The 18,535-nt window shown below is 65.0% G+C and carries 18 protein-coding genes; 14 read left to right on the top strand and 4 right to left on the bottom strand.

The features are described from left to right. Positions 1 to 21: 21 nt before the first annotated feature. The 7 genes from MKZ35_RS09095 (at position 22) to MKZ35_RS09065 (ending at position 8,219) form a co-directional block, all read left to right on the top strand. Positions 22 to 1,476, top strand: a complete 1,455-nt coding sequence (locus MKZ35_RS09095) for an alginate export family protein (RefSeq protein ID WP_482512921.1) — start codon at positions 22 to 24, stop codon at positions 1,474 to 1,476. 30 nt (positions 1,477 to 1,506) lie between these two features. Next, positions 1,507 to 2,448 (top strand): alpha/beta fold hydrolase, encoded by a 942-nt coding sequence (locus tag MKZ35_RS09090; RefSeq protein ID WP_482512920.1) that lies wholly within the window; start codon positions 1,507 to 1,509, stop codon positions 2,446 to 2,448. A gap of 22 nt (positions 2,449 to 2,470) precedes the next feature. Then, a complete protein-coding gene (locus MKZ35_RS09085) occupies positions 2,471 to 2,854 on the top strand; it encodes an alcohol dehydrogenase catalytic domain-containing protein (RefSeq protein ID WP_482512919.1) in 384 nt (127 codons plus the stop codon). After that, positions 2,805 to 3,371 (top strand): zinc-binding dehydrogenase, encoded by a 567-nt coding sequence (locus tag MKZ35_RS09080; RefSeq protein ID WP_482512918.1) that lies wholly within the window; start codon positions 2,805 to 2,807, stop codon positions 3,369 to 3,371. Before MKZ35_RS09085 ends, MKZ35_RS09080 begins: the two co-directional genes overlap by 50 nt. Beyond that, complete coding sequence (locus MKZ35_RS09075) at positions 3,368 to 4,072, top strand: hypothetical protein (protein WP_482512917.1); 705 nt, start codon at positions 3,368 to 3,370, stop codon at positions 4,070 to 4,072. Before MKZ35_RS09080 ends, MKZ35_RS09075 begins: the two co-directional genes overlap by 4 nt. Positions 4,073 to 4,133: 61 nt before the next feature. Continuing rightward, the gene (locus MKZ35_RS09070; RefSeq protein WP_482512916.1) at positions 4,134 to 7,757 is read left to right on the top strand and encodes a bifunctional metallophosphoesterase/BamA family protein; all 3,624 of its coding nucleotides are present in this window, start codon (positions 4,134 to 4,136) and stop codon (positions 7,755 to 7,757) included. A gap of 75 nt (positions 7,758 to 7,832) precedes the next feature. Continuing rightward, on the top strand, positions 7,833 to 8,219 hold the full coding sequence (locus tag MKZ35_RS09065; RefSeq protein WP_482512915.1) for a VOC family protein: 387 nt from the start codon (positions 7,833 to 7,835) through the stop codon (positions 8,217 to 8,219). Positions 8,220 to 8,289: 70 nt separating this feature from the next. Here MKZ35_RS09065 and MKZ35_RS09060 read toward each other — a convergent pair whose 3' ends face one another. From MKZ35_RS09060 to MKZ35_RS09045, 4 genes are all read right to left on the bottom strand, one after another. After that, a complete protein-coding gene (locus tag MKZ35_RS09060) occupies positions 8,290 to 8,430 on the bottom strand; it encodes a DNA-3-methyladenine glycosylase I (protein ID WP_482514726.1) in 141 nt (46 codons plus the stop codon). Continuing rightward, entirely contained in the window at positions 8,427 to 8,876 is a 450-nt protein-coding gene (locus MKZ35_RS09055) for a DNA-3-methyladenine glycosylase I (protein WP_482512914.1), read from the bottom strand. Before MKZ35_RS09055 ends, MKZ35_RS09060 begins: the two co-directional genes overlap by 4 nt. Before the next feature lie 11 nt (positions 8,877 to 8,887). After that, a complete protein-coding gene (locus tag MKZ35_RS09050) occupies positions 8,888 to 10,141 on the bottom strand; it encodes a DUF763 domain-containing protein (RefSeq protein WP_482512913.1) in 1,254 nt (417 codons plus the stop codon). 103 nt (positions 10,142 to 10,244) lie between these two features. Then, positions 10,245 to 10,934 (bottom strand): MarR family winged helix-turn-helix transcriptional regulator, encoded by a 690-nt coding sequence (locus tag MKZ35_RS09045; protein ID WP_482512912.1) that lies wholly within the window; start codon positions 10,932 to 10,934, stop codon positions 10,245 to 10,247. A gap of 207 nt (positions 10,935 to 11,141) precedes the next feature. On the opposite strand from MKZ35_RS09045, the gene MKZ35_RS09040 reads away from it, so the two are divergent. From MKZ35_RS09040 to MKZ35_RS09010, 7 genes are all read left to right on the top strand, one after another. Then, positions 11,142 to 12,506, top strand: coding sequence for a TolC family protein (locus MKZ35_RS09040; protein WP_482512911.1), 1,365 nt, complete (start codon positions 11,142 to 11,144; stop codon positions 12,504 to 12,506). Positions 12,507 to 12,543: 37 nt separating this feature from the next. Further along, a complete protein-coding gene (locus tag MKZ35_RS09035) occupies positions 12,544 to 13,635 on the top strand; it encodes an HlyD family secretion protein (protein WP_482512910.1) in 1,092 nt (363 codons plus the stop codon). A gap of 39 nt (positions 13,636 to 13,674) precedes the next feature. Then, entirely contained in the window at positions 13,675 to 15,303 is a 1,629-nt protein-coding gene (locus MKZ35_RS09030; protein WP_482512909.1) for a DHA2 family efflux MFS transporter permease subunit, read from the top strand. A gap of 199 nt (positions 15,304 to 15,502) precedes the next feature. Continuing rightward, the gene (locus tag MKZ35_RS09025) at positions 15,503 to 16,180 is read left to right on the top strand and encodes a DUF2461 domain-containing protein (RefSeq protein ID WP_482512908.1); all 678 of its coding nucleotides are present in this window, start codon (positions 15,503 to 15,505) and stop codon (positions 16,178 to 16,180) included. A 170-nt stretch (positions 16,181 to 16,350) separates the two neighbouring features. Further along, on the top strand, positions 16,351 to 16,605 hold the full coding sequence (locus MKZ35_RS09020) for an acyl carrier protein (protein WP_482512907.1): 255 nt from the start codon (positions 16,351 to 16,353) through the stop codon (positions 16,603 to 16,605). Between the two features lie 809 nt (positions 16,606 to 17,414). After that, positions 17,415 to 17,717 (top strand): VOC family protein, encoded by a 303-nt coding sequence (locus MKZ35_RS09015; RefSeq protein ID WP_482512906.1) that lies wholly within the window; start codon positions 17,415 to 17,417, stop codon positions 17,715 to 17,717. A 190-nt stretch (positions 17,718 to 17,907) separates the two neighbouring features. Further along, the gene (locus MKZ35_RS09010; protein WP_482512905.1) at positions 17,908 to 18,531 is read left to right on the top strand and encodes a TetR/AcrR family transcriptional regulator; all 624 of its coding nucleotides are present in this window, start codon (positions 17,908 to 17,910) and stop codon (positions 18,529 to 18,531) included. The last annotated feature ends 4 nt before the right edge of the window (positions 18,532 to 18,535 follow it).

Raw genomic sequence — 18,535 nt, 5'->3', positions numbered from 1 at the left:
TCGTGCGGCCCGGCCGGCCTTATGGTGGCTGGCCAGGGTGGGGGGCTCACCGCCCTACTGGTGGGCGCAGGCCCGGTGCCCGCCCTGGCGCAGGGGCCCGTGGCCGTACCGACCCTGACCCCCGCACCGACGCTGACCGCCGCGCCAACGGCCAAAACCCTATCGCTGCGCTACGACGAAAACTACCGCTACCTGCAAGACCCGGCCCGCCGGACCGGTTGGCTGGACCCGCTCAAGTACCTGCCCTTGCGCGGGGCCGCGCAGCCGGAGTGGTTTCTGACCGTGGGCGGCGAAATCCGGCCGTTTTTTGAGCGCTACCAGCACGAGCAGTGGGGCCGCGTGCCCCCGGACGCCAACGGCTACTGGCTGTTGCGCACCATGCTGCACGCCAGTGCCCAGTTAGGGCCGCACGTGCGCGTGTTCGCGGAGCTGAAAAGCGGCCTGGTGGCCGGCCGGCGCAACCCGCCCCGGCCGGTGGACGTGGACAAGCTGGACCTGAACCAGGCCTTCGTGGATGTCGGTTTTGGGCCGCGACCCGAACCGGCGGCCGCACCCCCGCTCGTGCTGCGCCTGGGCCGGCAGGAGCTGGAGTTCGGCGCGGGCCGGCTGCTATCGGTGCGCGAAGGCCCCAACGTGCGCCAGGGCTTCGACGGCGGCCGGCTGTCGCTGCGCGCGGCCCGGTGGCAGGCCGACGCCTTCGCGGTGCGGCCGGTGGAAACCAACCGCGGCATTTTCGACGACGGCCCCGACCCCACCCAGGCGCTGTGGGACCTCTACGCCACGCGCCTGCTCCCCGCCAACTGGCACCTCGACCTGTACTACCTGGGCAATGAGCGCGCAACCGCGGTGTTCTCGGAGGGCCGCGCCGCCGAAACCCGGCACTCCGGCGGCGGGCGGCTCTGGTACCGCACGCCCGCACTGGCCTCCGACGTGGAAGCGACTTACCAGGCGGGCACGTTTGGGACGGGCCGCATCCGGGCCTGGGCCGTGGCTTCCAGCACCACCTACACGTTTGCCCGGGCCGCCTGGCAGCCGGCGCTGGGCCTCAACCTGGGCGTGAACAGCGGCGACCGGGACCCGACCAACTCCGACAACCAGACCTTTTTCCCGCCCGCGCCGCGGGGCGTCTACTTCGGGGCCGTGGGGGCCAACGGGCCACCCAATATTCTTGGCTTCGCGCCCACGCTGCGGCTCACGCCCGCGCCGGGGCTCACGGTGCTGGGCTACTGCTACTTTTGGCGGCAGAGCGTGCGCGACGGCGTGTATAATATTCCCGGCTTTCCCATCCGGCCGGCCGGGCCCAGCCGGGCGCGCTACATTGGCACGCAGCCTGAAGTGGACGCCAGCTGGCAGCTCAACCGCTACCTGGCGCTCACGGCCAGCTACGCCTACTTCGGCGCCGGCCAGTTCATCCGGGATGCGCCCCCGGCCGAGGACATCCAGTACCTGGCCACCTGGCTCACCTTCAAGTTTTAACCCCATTTCTCACCCTTTAATTGACTCGCCATGCCTCCTTCCAAAACCCCCATTACCCATCACCGCGCCCAAGTGGGCGACGTGAGCCTGCACTACCTGCAGGCGGGCCAGCCACAACCGGGCCGCGCGCCGCTGGTGCTGCTGCACGGCTTTCCGCAGCATTCGCACCTGTGGCGGCGCATCATGCCCCGGCTGGCCGAGCACTACCTGGTTATCGCGCCCGATTTGCGCGGGGTGGGCGGCAGCAGCATCCTGCCCACCGGCTACGACAAGCGCACCCTGGCCGCCGATGTCTACGGCCTGATGCAGCAGCTCGGCCACGCCGAAATCAACCTGGTGGGCTACGACCTGGGCGCGGGCGTGGCCTACGCCTACGCCGCCGCCCACCCCGAGGCCGTGCGCCGGCTGGTGTTCATGGAATTCGCGCTGGCGGGCTTCGGGGTGTGGGAGCAGGGCATCACGCCCGGTCCCGACTGGCACAACGGCGTGAACTGGCACGCGGCCCTGTTCACCCTGCCCGACGTGGCCGAAAGCTTCCTGGGCGGGCAGGAGCGCAAGTTTCTGAGCTGGATATTCTGGCACCTCTCCGGCAACCCCGACGCCATCAGCCAAAAGGATTTCGAGCTCTACGCCCGCCAGCTGAGCAAGCCGGGCGCGTTCCGGGCCGGCATCAACCTCTACGCCGCTGTGTGGACGGACGGGGAGCACAACCGCGAAAACGTGCAGCAGGGTAAGCTGCCCATGCCGGTGCTCGGCGTGGGCGGTGCGTGCAGCGGCGGCCCCTACATCGCCCAGTTCCTGGCGACGGTGGCCGACCATGTTCGCCCCCTGGTGCTGGATGGGGCCGGCCACTGGCTGGTGGAAGAGCAGCCCGCTGCCCTTACGCGCGAGCTACTCGACTTTTTCGGCGAGCCGGACCCTGCTGCGCCGGAACCGGCGGCTGCCGCCCGCCCGGCCACAACCACTCTTTAGCCAGCCCCCTCCTCATAAGCCCATGGCCCCCCATATGCATGCCATCGTCGCCGAGAACGGGCAGCTAACCTACCGGGAGGTAGGCCGGCCGTGCTGTGGGCCTGGCGAACTGCTGTTGCACGTGCGTGCGGCCGGGGTTCAGCCCCGGCACGAATGGCCCACCGAGCCCTCGGCAGCCGGGCTACCGTTGCCAGGGCTGGACGTGGCCGGTGTGGTGGTGACAGTAGGCACTGCAGTCCAACAGTTCCGCGTGGGCGACGCCGTGTGCGCCATGACCGACCCCGTGCGCCGGGGCCGCTTTGCCGAATACGCCGTGGTGCCCGCGCGGGCCGCGGCGCTCATTCCGGCCGGCCGGAATGAGCGCCGCGGCCCGCGCGAGCCTGACGGCCTGGGGCGGCTTGTTTGACTGCGCCCGCCTGCAGGCCCGGCAGCGCATCCTGATTCACGGCGCGGCCGGCGGCGTGGGCTGCCTGGCCGTGCAGCTGGCGCTGTGGAAGGGGGCCGAAGTGTTTGGCACCACCGCCACGCCTAACCTGTCCTACGTCGCCTCGCTGGGCACCCACCTTACTATCGACAGTGCCGAGCAGCGCTTCGAGGCCGTGGTGCCCGACGTGGACGTGGTGTTCGACGCCGTGGGCGGCGAGTGGCTGCACCGCTCCTACACCGTGCTTCGCCCCGGCGGAACACTGGTTTCGGTGGTGGAAGAACCCGACCCTGCGCAGCTGCACGGCCACCAGCTGCGCGGCGTGTATTGCCGGCCGCAGGCCGACGGGGCTGCCCTGGCCCGCCTCCTCCAATTGGTAGCGGCCGGCAGCGTCTGCGTGAAAGTGGGGGCCACTTTTCCCCTGGCGCAAGCCGCCGAGGCCCTGCGGGAAGCCGCGAACCCGCACGCGCTGGGCAAGGTCTTGATGACCGTGTCTTGAACATCACTACTTCGCTTGCCACCGCGGCTGGGGGAGTTGAGTATCCTGGTATTCGTCATGAAAAAGCTGTACGCACGAGCCTGGCGCTCATTCCATTAGTAGCCGTAGTTTTTTGGTGGTGGGGGAGCAGGGCCCCTACTCCCGCGCCGGATGAGGCGGCAGTCGTTCCCGCCTCCCCTGGGCTTGATTCCCTGCTGCTTACCAGCACCGGGCTGATTGGGGCCGGCGGGGAGGAGCCGCTGCTAGCGCGGGTGCACGGGCGCGTAAAGCGGCTGTACTTCACGGGCGGCGAGTACGTGCGCCGGGGCGATGTGCTGGCGAAACTGACCAATTATTCCTTTATCCTGGCGCCCCGCGACGGGTTTTTGGGGGCTAATCAGCTCAGCGCGGGCCAGTACGTCACGACGGTCACCCCGGTCACCACACTTTCCCGCCGGCGCACCCTGTCGGTGGCACTATCCCGGCAGCCCGGCGTCCGGCCCGGCGATTCGGTGCGGGTGTGGGTAGCCGCCCGGCCGACCCGCGTGGTGCCGGCCGTGGTGGGGCCACCAATCAACCGTGGTACCGGGGATTCCCTGGAGATTCTGCTGGGGCCGGGCGCCCCTTTTCGCATCGGGGAGCAGGCCTGCGTGGGGCGGTATACGGTCCGGCAGCTGGCAGCCAAGGGTGCGGTAGCCGCCCGCCAAACCGGCCGTGAATGAGCCGCGGTCCATTCAAGGAACCGGGCCACGGGGCCTGAACCATCACCTTAGCGCTGTTATTATGACTTGTTCGGCTGCCTCTTTTATCGATGCTCTTCCGGGACTTCATCCTGGCTTGACCAAGCCGGCCATTCGCAGTTGGACGGCTGGAATGCTGGGCTGGTTGCTGACGCTGCTGTTGTGCGAAACGGCCCTGGTGACCAAAGCGCAGCCAGCCCCCACGCTTTCCGTATTTCTACTAGGCGGCACGGGCTACGCCGAACCGGGTGCTCCACTGGCCGCGTGGCCGGCGCTGCTGGCGCAGGCCCGGGCGGTCGGACCCAATAGTGTGTTCGTGGTGCTCGGCGATAATCTGCCCAAAAAAGGCCTGCCCGCCGAGCACGAGCCCGGCCGGGCCGCCGCCGAACAAGCACTGCAGCCGCTGCTGGCGGCCCTGCGCGAATTTCCCGGTCGTGTGGTGTGCCTGGCCGGCGAAACGGAGTGGCAGGGCGGCGGCAGCCGCGGCTGGGAACGGGTGCGCGCCCAAGCCGCCTACCTTGAAGCGCAGCTGGGCCGTGGCAACGTCTTTCTGCCCACGGGCGGCTGCCCCGGCCCCGTCGAAATCAACCTGGATGCCACCCACACGCTGGTGGTGCTCGACACCCAATGGTGGCTGCACGCCTGGGACAAGCCGGGCGACGAATCGGCCTGCGACGCCAAAGACCCCGCCGCCGTGGTGGTGCAACTCGACGACATCCTGAGTCGCAACCAGGGCCGGCACGTGCTCGTGGCCGGCCATCATCCTTTGTTCAGTTCCGGTTACGGCGTGGCCCTGGCCCTGCTGCCCAATCCCCGCAACCGGCTGTTGCGCCAGTCCTTGCTGAGCGTGCTCAACCGCTACCCCAACCTGACCTACGCGGGCGGCCACGAGCGCAGCCTGCAATACCTCGAACCGGGCAACCAAAACCATTACATCGTGAGCGGCGCGGGGGCGATGGGGGCCGGCCGTACCCCGCGCCGCAACGCCGTGTTCACCGCCCGCGTCCCCGGCTTTGCCCGCCTCCAGTATGGGCAATCCGACAGCGTACTACTGACACTCAGCAGCGCAGCGGGGGCGGAGCTTTTCCGGCGGGATTGGGTGGAGCCTACTACCACCCCGTTAGTGCCCACCGCCTACGGCCGCATCCGGCCCGATAGCGTAGCCGTGGTGCAGGCTGGCGCGCAATACCGCGCCGGGAAGGTGCGCACCTGGCTCCTGGGCCCGAATTACCGCGCCGAGTGGACGCAGGCCGTGCCCGTGCCGGTGCTGAATCTGGGAACGGCGCACGGCGGCCTCACGCCCCTCAAGCGCGGCGGCGGTATGCAAACCAAGTCGCTGCGGCTGCGCGGGGCCGATGGCCGCGAGTACGTGCTGCGCTCCATCAGCAAAGACGTGGACCGGGCCGTGCCTGCCTTTTTGCAGCATACGCTGGCCGCCGGCGTAGTGCAGGACCAGATTTCGGCCTCGCACCCCTACGCCGCGCTCACCGTACCCGCGCTGGCCGAGGCCGCCGGCGTGCCCCACACCACCCCGCAGGTAGTGCTCATCCCCGACGACCCGCGCTTGGGACCGTACCGCCGTGCCTTCGCCGGGTCACTGGCCTTGCTGGAAGAGCGCGACCCGGCCCCGCCGAAATCTGCGCCTAGTCAGCCGCTGCCCAAAGCCTACAGCACCCAAGAGGTGCTAGACCAGCTCCAGGCCGACCCGCGCCACCGCGTGGACCAGCGCCAGGTGCTGCGCGCCCGCCTTTTTGATATGGTACTGGCCGACTGGGACCGGCACGAGGACCAGTGGCGCTGGCTGGCTTACCGCCGCCCCGACGGGGGCCGTCTGTTTCGGGCTGCACCCCGCGACCGGGACCAGGCGTATTTCGTGAACCAGGGTTTTTTGCCCCGCCAGGCCAGCTCGGACTACACCCTGCCCAAGTTCCAAGGCTTCGACTACACCTTCCGCAACGTCAACACCTTCAACTTCCAGGCCCGCTACTTTGACCGCAGCTTCCTCACCGGCCTGAGCGCGGCCGACTGGCGCGCCGTGGCCGACTCGGTGCAGGCCAGCCTGACCGATGCCGTGCTGGAACGGGCCCTGCGCCAGCTGCCCGACTCGGTGTACCGGCTGTCCGGGCCCGTCATGCTGGCCAAGCTCCAGGCTCACCGCGACCAACTGCCTCGCTGGGCCGCGCAGTACTACAAATTCCTGGCCCGCGACGTGGACGTGGTGGGCAGCCAGGCGCGGGAGCTGTTTGAAGTCGAGCGCCAGGAAAACGGCCAGACCCGTGTTACAGTTGCCACGCTGGCGGCAACGGGGCAGCGCGGGCCGGTGCAGTACCAGCGCACGTTTCAGCCCGACGAAACCCGCGAAATCCATCTCTACGGCCAGGGCGGCAATGACGTATTCACGCTGCGTGGCCAAGCCGCGCGCGGCCCGCTGGTTCGCATTATCGGCGGCGAAGGCGTGGATAGCGTATTCGACGCCACGGCCGTGCGGCACGGCCCGCGCCGCACCCGCGTATACGACGAGCCGCGGGGTTTAACCCTGACCGCCGGCCCCGAAACCCGCGACCTGCGCTCCGACGCGCCTGGCGTGAATGCCTACAACAGCCAGGCGTTTCAGTACGACTACACCGGCCCGGTGTATCCGCTGGCGTACAACCTTGATGACGGGGTTTTTCTGGGCCTCGGGGTGCTGTGGAAGCGGCCCGGCTTTCGCCAAACGCCTTGGAAAAGCACGCAGCGCCTCACCGGCAACGTGGCCCTGGCCACCGGCGCATTTTCCTTCGCCTACGCCGGGCAGTTCACCCACCTGCTGGGCCGCTATGACCTGCGGCTAACGGCCGATGTGCAGGCGCCCAACTACGTGCGCAACTTCTTCGGCCTGGGCAACGAAACCACCTACGACCAGGACGTGAACATCCGCTTCTACCGGGTCCGTTTCCGCCACCTGGCCTTCGGCGCGCAGCTCCAGCGCCGCCTCGGCGACCATTGGCAGTTCTTCGGCGGGCCGGTGTACCAAAACGTCGAAGTAGAGCGCACCCCCGGCCGCTTTCTGGCCGAAACCGCCGATGCGCGCCTATTTCCGGCCAGCTTATTCGCCAACAAGCAGTACTCCGGCGGCACCATAGGCATTTCCTTCGACCGCCGGGCCGACAAGCTGCTGCTGCCCGAAGGGGCCACCTGGCACACCGCGCTGAGCGCCGTGCGCGGCCTCACCGCCGCCGCCCGCCCACTCACGCAACTCACCACCGAGCTGGCGCTCTATCGCAGCCTGCGCGTGCCGGTGCGCCTCACCTTGGCCACGCGCTTCGGCGGCACGGCCGTGCTCAGCCGCGACTACGAATTCTTCCAGGCCGCCACCCTCGACGGCTTGACGAATCTGCGCGGCTACCGCCGCACCCGCTTCGCCGGCCGCCAGAGCGACTACAATAACACCGAGCTGCGCCTGCAAATCGGCCAGTTTCGCAGCTACCTGTTCCCGGCCGCCTTTGGCCTCATTGGCTTTCACGACGTGGGCCGCGTGTGGGTGCCCGGCGAAAGCGCCGACACCTGGCACCGCGGCTACGGCGGCGGGCTCTGGCTGGCCCCGTTTCAGCAAATCGTGGTGTCGGCCATGTACGGCATTTCCGAGGAGGATAAAGTGCCGCTGGTGCGGGTAGGCTACTTCTTCTAATTCAAAGCTCGCGAGTTACTGCTACAAATGCCTGATACTCTTTGCCGGGCAGCCACATTCTATTTCCATTGTGCTATGACAGCCGTCCTAACCAGCTTCACCATTCACGTCTCCAACGTCTGGCAAACTGCCGAGTGGTACCGTCAGGTATTTAGCCTCCAGGCCACCTTTGCTCCCAATGCTGGCGCTGCCCAACTTGATGTGCCCGGTCATCTGCTCACTTTCGTTTCCCACGACGTCCAATCGGAAAGCTTCGGCCCACGCCGTCTCAACTCGTTCCTGTCCGACCCAGCTGCCTTTCATCTCGATATCGCCACGGCCGACGTGCAAACCTTATTTGAACAGGCCCTCCAATGCGGAGCCGCGTCCGTGCACGAGCCTCTACTGGATGAGGCAGGCCGCCTCGTCGCCAGTCTGCGCGACCTCAATGGCCTGTTGATTCATCTTATCAATCCGCTCTAGGTGCTTTCGGCTACCTCCAATACCAAGCAGAAGCTAATCCTTTCGGGCATCACAAGCTTCAGCCGTTGCGCTAACCTTCCATGTATCGGTACGCCCCGTGCCGGGGGCACTCCACCGCATGGTCGTTTACCAACCCCGCCGCCTGCATCAGCCCGTAGCAGGTGGCCGGCCCCAACAGTGCGAAGCCGCGCCGCTTTAATTCCTTGCTCAGGGCCTCGGCGGCGGGCGTGTGTAGTGGCGGGGGTGCGCGTCGGCGCGCTCGTTATCAACTGGCTGGCCGCCCACGAAGCCGTAGAAGAACTTCAGCACTCCCGCTCCGCCACCTTCGGCAGCCAGTAGCTGCAGCCAGGCGCGGGCGTTCTGCACCACCGCCTCCAGCTTGCGCCGGTTGCGGATGATGCGCGGGTCGTCCAGTAGCTCGTCCACTTGGTACGCCGAGAACCGCGCCAGCCGGGCCGGGTCGAAGCCGGCGAGTAACTCGCGCATCGGCTCCCGCTTGGGCAGCACTATCCGCAAGCCGATGCCCACCTGAAACGTGTAGAGCACTACGTATTCAAACAGCACGTCGGCATCGTCAATCGGGTCGCCCCATTCCTGGTCGTGGAAGTCGCGGAGCTGTTTGGTTTGCTCAAACCAGGTGCAGCGGGGTAAGGCCATTTGTTTGGTTGCTAGTTGCTAACTGATGGATTTTGTTCCGATGGAGTTTCCGGGCGGGGCACCAGCTTGCTGGCCGCAGCCGGCCCGGTCCCATGAATGCTTCGGGCACCGTAGAGCAGTGCGTTTTGCCGCTCGTGTCGCAGCACGGCATCAAAAGCCTCTTCTTCATCCTCGTGCGGGGTGAAGTTTTGCTCCGCGGCCTGAGCCATTACCGTTAGCTTTTTCAGGGCTTGCTGCCGGTCGGGCTCGCCCAGTTTGGCTCGCTCCACAGCTGTTTTCAGGGTGCGGATGGTTTCGTCGTATACCCGCGTGGGCACGGCGAACGGCCGCGCGGCCTTGCCGCCGTGGGCAAACGAGAACCGGGCCGGGTCGCTGAACCGCGCCGGCGTGCCGTGAATCACCTCGCTCACCAGCGCCAGCGACTGCACCGTGCGCGGCCCCAGGCCCGGCAGCAGGAGCAGGTTCTCGAAATCCTGGGGTTGCTTTTCCTGCGCCAGCCACAAAATGGCCCCCAGCCGCTTCAGGTCCACGTCTTTGGCCTTCACGTCCTTGTGCGTGGGCATGACGAGCTGTCGGATTTCCCGAATCATGCGCTCGGGCTCCTCGCGCGCTACTTGCAGCATGGCTCCCTGGGCGGGCCTGGCCTGGTGCGCCACCAGGTTCAGAATCTCGCCCTGCGAGGTACCGCACACGGCCGCGTGCGGCTCGTCCACGAACGAGGTCAGCGCCTCCGAGTGCCAGTGGTAGCGGCGGGCCGAGGCCGTGTCGGCGGCCGTGTTCATGCCCTGCTGCACCACGGCCCACTGGCCGGCCTGGCTCACCACGAAGCTGTGCAGGTAGAGCTGGTAGCCGTCCTGCACGGCGGTGTTATCGACTTTGGCGCTCAGCCGGCTGCAATAGGCCAGGTGCGTCCCGTCGAGGCCGGTTCGCTCGCCCACGGCCAGCAGCTCGGCGGGGGTTTGGAGCGACTGCTTGCCCTTGCCGCCGCACACGTACAGGCCCAGCTCGTGGGCGCGGGGGTTGAGGCTGCGCTTGAGCGCGCCCATCACAGCCGTGGCCACGCCCGATGAGTTCCAGTCCATGCCCAGCACGGCCCCGAGCTCTGAAACCAGAACGGGTCGGCCAGCCGGCGCAAAACCGTCGTGGCCGTGTTCGAGCACGATGGCTTCCACGATGGCCCCGCTCAGGGTCGTCATCCGCTCAAAGAGCCAGCTCGGAATGGGCCCGCTGTAAAGCGGCAAATCGGCGGTACCTGATTTTTTCATGGCAAAAAGAAAAGCGGTGGGTAGGTTTTGGCGGTCAGCCAGGCCAACCGGGTAAAACCGTCAGGATGGTTTCGGTTGGTGGTGCCCGGCCCGATAAGTCCGGTTATTTGGCAGGTGCCGGGGCTGACCTTAACCCCGTGTCTTTCAGCGTATCCAGCGGCAGGTCGCGGTTGGCCAGGAGTGCCAGGTAGATGGGCTCGTGAAACTTGTCGAGCCGCCGGAGCAGGGCGCTGAGCTGCCGCTGTTCGTCCTCGGTGAGGTCGCCCGTGAACAGGCTGGTGGCCTGGTCCATGACCGGCTGCGCGGCCCGGAGCGTGGCCATGCCGGCGGGCGTGACGGTGATGCGCCGGGTGCGCTTGTCCTGCTCGTCGTCGGTTTGCGTGACGAAGCCATTGTCAATCAAGCGTTTGATAACCAGCATGCCCGAGGTCTTCTCGTTCACCGTCATCTCCACCAGGTGGGTTTTCGTCAGGCTGCCGCGCTCGGCCAGCGTGGCCAGCGTGATAAAGTCGTCGAAATTCAGCAGCGGTATCGATTCAAAGGCCTTCTTCACGTAGCCCCGAAAATATCGGTAGGCCTTGGTCACGACGTGCGACATGTAGGTCTGCAACACCGGCACATCGGGGTGATAATAGCTGAACTCCGGCTCCGGCACGGGAGGCGCAGAGGCTGCGGTCTGCTGGTGCGCGGCCCAGGCCAGAAAGCTGGGTAAGGTTTGCGTTGCCCGGTCGGGGTACGCCTGTTCGAAGGCGTCGCCCAGGTCGAGCAGGTCTTTCATTAAAGCGGAATTCATAAGGCAACAGGGGGCGGCAAAGGGCTGGCACAAGTACGGGAGTTGTGCAGCAATGGACAAATTTCAGGCGAGAAATAGCTTGCTACAAGGTTTTTAAACCATTTATGGAAAATAATTTTGTCCATTAAGGAACAATACTGACACTGATTAGTTCATAAATGGACAATGCAATTACCTTTGTCGTACTCGCTAACCCTTTAACCTCTCATGCAGCGTTCTTTACTTTTTGTGCTGGCCTGTAGTGGCTGGCTTGCTCAGCCGCCCGCCGCCCGGGCCCAGAACCCCGCTTCCACGCCAACCGCTACGAGCAACCGTGCCCTGGGCCTGGCCGAGGCCGTGCAGCTGGCCCTGGCCACCAGCAAGGACCTCAAGCGCAACGAGGCCGCCCAGCGCCAGGCCGCTGCCCGCGTGCAGCAAGCCAAAGACGGCGTGGTGCCGGGCGTCCAGCTGTCGTCCACCTTTTTGCGGCTTTCCGACAACGTAACGCCGTTCAGCGTGGGGCTGCCGGGCATGGGCGACGTGGTGCTCAACCCGCAGGTGCTCAACCAATCCTACAACAGCCTGCAGGTGCGGCAGCTGCTGTGGGCCGGCGGCAAGGTGCGGCTGGGCATCCAGGCGGCCCGCCGCGAGCAGGAAGCCACCCAAGCCGAGGCCGACCAGTACCACCTGCTGGCCGCCGACAACGTCACGACCATCTGGTACGACCTCTACACGCTTAATGCTTCGGAGAAAATAATCCGCGAGAATATCAAGCTGCTCCAGGACCGCCGCCGCGAGCTGAGCAGCCTGGAGCGCCAGGGCGTAGTGCTCAAAATCGACGGGCTGAAGATTGAGCTGGCCATCTCGCGCCTCGAAAGCGCGCTGGCCGATATCCGCAGCGGGCAGGCCATCAACGGCTTCAACCTGGCCCTGGCCACCGGCCTGCCCACGACCACCACATTCGCCCCAAGCGAGGCCGCGCTGCCAGCCGCCCAGGCCCTGCCGCCGCTGGCCGACTACCAGCGCGAAGCCCTGACTAACCGCGCCGAGCTGAAAGCCCTGACCCTGCGCCGCGAGGCGGCCCTCGTCGGGCAGCGCATCGTGCGCGGCAACACGCTGCCCGTGCTCAGCTTCGGCGGCACCGTCGATTACAACCGCCCTAACCTGCGCGTTTTCCCGGCCGAGGCCGAGTTCAAGGCCACGTCCAGCGTGTTTGCCAACCTGACCTGGGACGTGGGCAGCCTCTACGCCAACCGCGCCAAAGCCGCCGAAACCCGCTTCGGCCTCGAACAGCTCAGCACCGGCCTGGAGCAGCTGAGCGAGGGCATCCAAAGCGAAGTCAACGCCAGCTACCGGACCTACGAGCAGGCCCTGGAAAAAATTCGGGTGGCCGAAAATGCCATTACGCTAGCGCAGGAAAACTTTCGGGTCGAGCAAAACCGGTTCAAGGCCAGCACCATCACGCCCGCCGATTTTCTTGCCGCCAACACCCAGCTCATTCAGGCCCGCCTCGACCTGACCACCGCCCAGGCCAACGCCGAGCTGGCCCGCTGGAAGCTGCTCAAAAGCACCGGCCGCCTGACGGCCAACTAACTCAAGCGCAACCTCACCTTTTAACTCCTCACTCCTCATGCTTTTTACTTTTCGTCTTAACGCCTTACTTCCCCTCGCTGCCCTGTCCCTGGCGGCCCTACTGACGAGCTGCGGCGGCCAGGAAACCGACAACGCCCAGGTGCAGGCCGACATCAGCCCGGTCATTCCTAAAATAGGCGGCACCGTGCTGGCCGTGCGCGTGGCCGACAACCAGCGCGTGCAGGCCGGCGACACGCTGGCCGTGCTCGACGACCGTGACTTCCGGCTGCGCGTCGAGCAGGCCGAAATTGCGCTGGCCCAGGCTGAAGCCAACGTGGCCATGGCCCGCCAAAGCCGCCGCGCCGCCGACCTCGGCACCGGCACCGTAGCCGACAACTCGGCCGCCGCCGCGGCCGGCATCGGCACGGCCCGCGCCGGGGTGCTCACGGCCCGCGTCCGCGCCCGCCAGGCCGGGCAGAACTTCCAGCGCCAGGCCGCCCTGCTGGCCGAGCAAAGCACCACCCAGCAGGCCTACGACAACGCCCTGGCCGAACGCGACGCCGCCGCCGCCGGTCAGGCCCTGGCCGAAGCCCAGGTCCGGGTGCTCACCAGCCAGGCCGCCGCCGCCGGCAAGCAAGTCCTCAGCACCCGCACCCAGGCCGAGATGGCCGGCTCCGGCGTGGCCCTGGCCGAGCTGGCCGTGAAGCAGGCCCGCGCCGCCCTGGCCACGGCCCGTTTGCAACATTCTTACACGGCGTTGCTGGCCCCGGCAGCCGGCATCGTGAGCGACAAAAACGTGCAAATCGGGCAGGTCGTCGCCCCCGGCCAGACCCTGCTGAAGGTGGCCATCGACGGCAAGCTGTGGGTGGTGGCCAATTTCAAGGAAACTCAGCTGGCCGACATGAAAGTGGGCCAGGCCGTCGAAATCAAAGCCGATACTTATTCCGACAAGGTGTTTGCGGGCAAAATTGAGTCGCTGGCTCCCGCTACCGGCGCGCGCTTCTCGCTGCTGCCGCCCGACAACGCCACCGGCAACTTCGTCAAGGTCACGCAGCGCGTGCCGGTCAAAATCGCCTTCACCGAAGCGCCGGGCGCCGACACCCCACTGCGGGCGGGCATGAGCGTGACGGTCGAGCTAAAGAAAATCTAAGCCCGCTTCCATTCCTCATTTTTATTCCTCCTCCAAAAAATGGCTTCGCTCGCCCTTTCCCCCGACGCTGCCGTGCCCGATAACGGGCCCGTAACCGCCGCCGCCCCCGACCAGCCCACCTACGAGGTCGGCTTCCGCAAGTGGCTCATCACCATCACGGTGATTACCTGCGCCATCATGGAGCTGATTGACTCGTCCATCGTGAACGTGGCCACCCGCCAGATTGCCGGCAACCTCGGCGCGACCATCGAAGAAACGGCCTGGGTTATCACGTCCTACGCCGTGGCCAACATCATCATCATCCCGCTCACGGGCTTCCTGTCCGACCTCATCGGGCGCAAGGTCTATTTTACGGCCTCGGTGGCACTGTTCACGGTGGCGTCGTTCCTGTGCGGTTTTTCGCATTCCATCGAGACGCTCATTTTCTGGCGCGTGGTGCAGGGCCTCGGCGGTGGAGCGCTGCTGGCCACGGCCCAAACGGTGCTCGTCGAAACCTTCCCGCCCGAGGAGCTGGACACCGCCAACGGCATCTTCGGGGCCGGCATTGTGATGGGGCCGACGCTCGGGCCGGTGCTCGGCGGCTACCTCACCGACAACTTTCACTGGGGCTGGATTTTTTACGTCAACGTGCCCATCGGCATCCTGGCCACGTTCCTGAGCTGGAAATACATCAAGGGCACCAAGCACGCGCTCGAAGGCAAAATTGACTACTTCGGCATCCTGTTCATGGCCCTGGGCATCGGCGGGCTGCAAATCGTGCTCGAAGAAGGAGAGCGCAAGGACTGGTTCACGAGTCAGTTCGTGGTGGTGGCCACCGTGGTTTCCGCCGTCAGCCTGGTACTGTTCATCGTCCGCGAGCTGACGGCCAAAAACCCGGTGGTGGACCTGCGGGTGCTGGCCAACCGTAACGTGGCCATTGGGGCGGTGTTACGCTTCGCGTTCGGGGTGTCCATCTACGCTTCGGTGTTTTTGTACCCGGTGTTCGTGCAGGGCTTTTTGGGCTGGAACGCCACCCGCACCGGTCTGCTGCTACTGCCCGGCTCGCTTATTACGGGGGTGCTGATGGGGGCGATGGGGGCCTTGCTGAAGAAGGGGGTAAACCCCAAAATTCTCATCATCATCGGTTTTGGTTGCGTCATCACCTACGAGTGGTTTGCCTATAGGCTGGCCACGCCCGAGGCGGGCGAGTGGGACTTGTTCTGGCCCCAGCTCGTGCGCGGCATTGGGTTCGGCTTCATTTTCGTGCCCGTCTCGGGCCTCATTCTGGCTGGCCTCAAGGGCCGCGACATCGCCCAGGCCTCGGGCCTGACCAACATGCTGCAGCTGCTGGGCGGGGCCGTGGGCATTGCGGCCGTCAATACCTTCGTGGTGCGCCGCATCAGCATCCATCGGATTGATTTGCTGCCCAACCTCTCGCTGACCAACCCCGCCGCCTCGGAGCGTTTCTACGGCCTGCAAGCTATGTTCCAGAGCAAAGGCTATGCCCTCGGCGACGCCCAAAAGCTGGCCCAGGGCGCGCTCGAAGGCACGCTTTCGACCCAGGCGGCCATTCTTAGCTACTCCGAGGGCTTCATGCTGATTGGCCTTATCTGCCTGGTCGCCATCCCGCTGGTGCTCTTTGCCCGCTTCCGCAAGGGGGATGTGGTGGAGGTAGGCGCGGCCCACTGAGGCACGGCCGCCGCGCCGAACTGTTGCTTTCTTTTTATCTTAGGACTTACGCAGTTGCTTTTACCAAACCGCTTTTACAGCCCCTGGGGGGCTTTTTCAAGTTTCTTGAGCAGCTTTTATACCTACCATAACTGCTTGGCTATCCAGTTCTTTTGTTTCAACTGCGTAAGTCCTATATCTATTCAAAGACTCGTTCATCATGCTTCAGGCAAGTACCCTTCAATTTCTAACCGACCTCAAAGCCAACAACAACCGGGCGTGGCTCGAAGCCCACCGCCCCGCCTACGAGGCGGCCAAAGCCGACTTCGCCCGGCTGGTGGGCCAGCTCTTGGCTGGCCTGCGCGACCTGGACCCCGACCTGGGCCGCAGCCCGCTGGAGCCCAAGCAGTGCATTTTTGCCATGAACCGCGACATCCGGTTTTCGGCCGATAAGTCCCCCTACAAAACCAGCATGGGGGCTTGGTTCAACCCCGGCGGCAAGAAAACCCCCACGGCCGGCTACTTTCTGCACATCGAGCCGGGCGGGGCGAGCTTCCTCGCCGGGGGCCTCTACCAGCCCGAGCCGCCCACGCTGGCCCTGATTCGACAGGAAATAGACTACAACCTGGCCGACTTCGAGCGGGTGCTCCACGAGCCATCGTTTAAGCAGCATTTTGGCGGCCTGCTACAAGAAGATGCCCTCAAACGCCCGCCCAAAGGCTACGAAGCCGACAACCCGGCCATCGGGTACCTGAAGCTCAAGAGCTTCACCGGCTCCCACCCGCTGCACGATGAGCAGTTGACCCAACCCACGCTGACGGCGGACGTGCTGACGGTCTGCCGGAGCCTTAAGCCGCTGGTGCAGTACCTGAATCGGGTGGCTCCCCAAACGGCCTGACCTCTCAACCCCACCCGACGTTCTGCCTCTCCGATTTATTCGCAAGCCGGCCGGGTAGTGTTCCCCCACGGAATGCCCTGGGTAGACGCCCGCCAACGCCCCCGGCCAGCACGCTAGCCAACCCCCTGACTACCATATGCCCGGGTCTTTTGTCTGCCCCGCCTTTGTCCATGCCTGCCCAGTTCTCCACCCGTGCCATTCGCCGCCGCGTTATCCGGGCCTTGCGTCACTTGCTGGTGGGCGGCCCCCACGTGGCCGACCACAAGCGCCTGCACGAGGACTACCATTTCAGCGACTACGACCGCATGGAACTGGCGCTGAACCTGGAGCGCGAGTTTCAGCTAACCCTCTACGACCACGACATCGCCGGCTTTAGTACTGTGGGCAGCGTAGTGGCCTGCGTGTGCCGCCACCTCGCCCGCTGAGGCGTTTTATCCCCTTCGCGCTGCCCTGCGGCTTTTGTACACTCATTACTTTCTGTACGGACGCGTTAACTGCTTCTCCCGAAGTTGACCTATGCCCGGTTCCGTCTGCCGGTTTCCATTCAGGGCGCTCTGTTGGGCTGCCCTTGGCCTGCGCAACAAGCCGCGCCCGGTAAGCCTGCTCGAAGTGCAGCTGGCCGACACCGGCTAGGGCTTTTCCTCGAATGCGGCACTTACCCGCAGGATGCCATTTCTCATTTACTTCCCCAAACTACTATGGCCCCTAACAGCACGAAGGCCGCTGCTAGCCACAACTCTGGCCCCAGCTCGGTATCTGGGCTTGCCCCCAGCGAAGTGCGGTTGTGACCCGTTGGTTCCGGAGCCATGAGCACTGACTCGTCCTCGTCCAGGCTGGTAATCGGTATCGCTGAAGCCCTGTGCCGCTATGACAGCTACTTGCGCCATTACCCCATCAGTGAAGCCGGGTTTGAGGCCTGCGTTCAGTCATTGCCCCCGGCACTGCAGGCCGCTTGCCTATACCGTGGCCGCGGCGACTGTCTGAGCAGCCGGTCTTTCCGCGAATACTGCCTCGGCTGCTGTGGTGGCAATTCCCGTGCAGAGTTTTTGCGTGCGCATCTGACCCCCGCTGACTTTACCCGCTGGCAGGCAAACCTAGATTTTTGGGATGTCTGGTATGAGTGCTGTGCTGCGACAGGCTTTTTTCCTATTTGAATTTTCACTTACCCAGCCAGTCCCGACGCTCACCTCAGCTGGTGCCCGCTGCCGAATTGGCGGCTAATTCTTTTGACTGCATGACTTCCCTACGCTACTTTACCATCCATGTACCCAACGTCTGGCAAACCTGCGAGTGGTATCGACAGGTGTTCGGCTTCACCGCCATCCTCAGCGCTGATGCCACCGCCGCCCGCCTCGATGTGCCCGGCCAGCGCTTGGTTTTTGCTGCCTACGACATGCAGGACGAATCATGCGGCCACCGCCGTCACCACTCATTTCTGCTTGACCCGCCCGCTCTACATTTTACCTTTTGCCCGCTACATGCGGCCTGGTATCCTGGGAGAGCTTCCCGCTACCAGGCATCTGCTCGTTGCACCTGATTCCGCACTTGCCCCGGCCGACGCGCTGCCGCGCTGCCGCCGTGTTGCTGATGGCCACTTAGCGGATTTCATTTGTACAGCACGTAGCTAAGCCATTTGGGTTGTGGGAGGCATGGGATTGCAAATTATTATTTGGTAAACATGAACACCGTTCATTATATTTGCCCCGTAAACAATTCCATCCCTCGCCGTGGGCATCGCTGAACGCAAAGAGCGCGACAAGACCGAACGCCGCCAGTCCATCCTGGACGCGGCGCAGCACCTGTTCATTGAGCAGGGCTTCGAGAAAGTGAGTATGCGCAATATCGCCGATGCCATCGAATACAGCCCGGCCACCATCTACCTCTACTTCAAAGACAAAAACGAGTTGTTGTTTGCTCTGCAAAATCAGGCATTCGGACGGCTGGCGCAGGAGTTTGAATCCGTATTCGTTATTGAGCACCCGGCTGAGCGGCTGCACGCGCTGGGGCATAAGTACCTCAGCTTCGCCTTCGAGCACCCCGAGTTGTTCGAGTTGATGTTTATCATGACCGGCCCGATGGAGGCTGTCGCCGCCCGCGGCGAAACCGCCCCCTGGGCCAGTGGCCGGGCCGCTTTCGACCGGGTGGTACGAGTGATGCAGCAGGGCATTGACGCGGGGGTATTTAAGCACCAGGATGCGGAGAGTGCCGCCCTGCTGGTCTGGGCGCAGGTGCACGGGCTGGCCGCGCTGTTTTTGCGCAAGCGGCTAATGATATTCTCGGAGGACCGCCGCCAGACCATCATGGAAGAAACGATGACCTTATTCAACCAAGTGCTGCATCACGGACTTTAACCTT

This window comes from Hymenobacter sp. R533113 (assembly GCF_056835965.1).
This window is presented reverse-complemented; position numbering and strand designations above follow the sequence as displayed.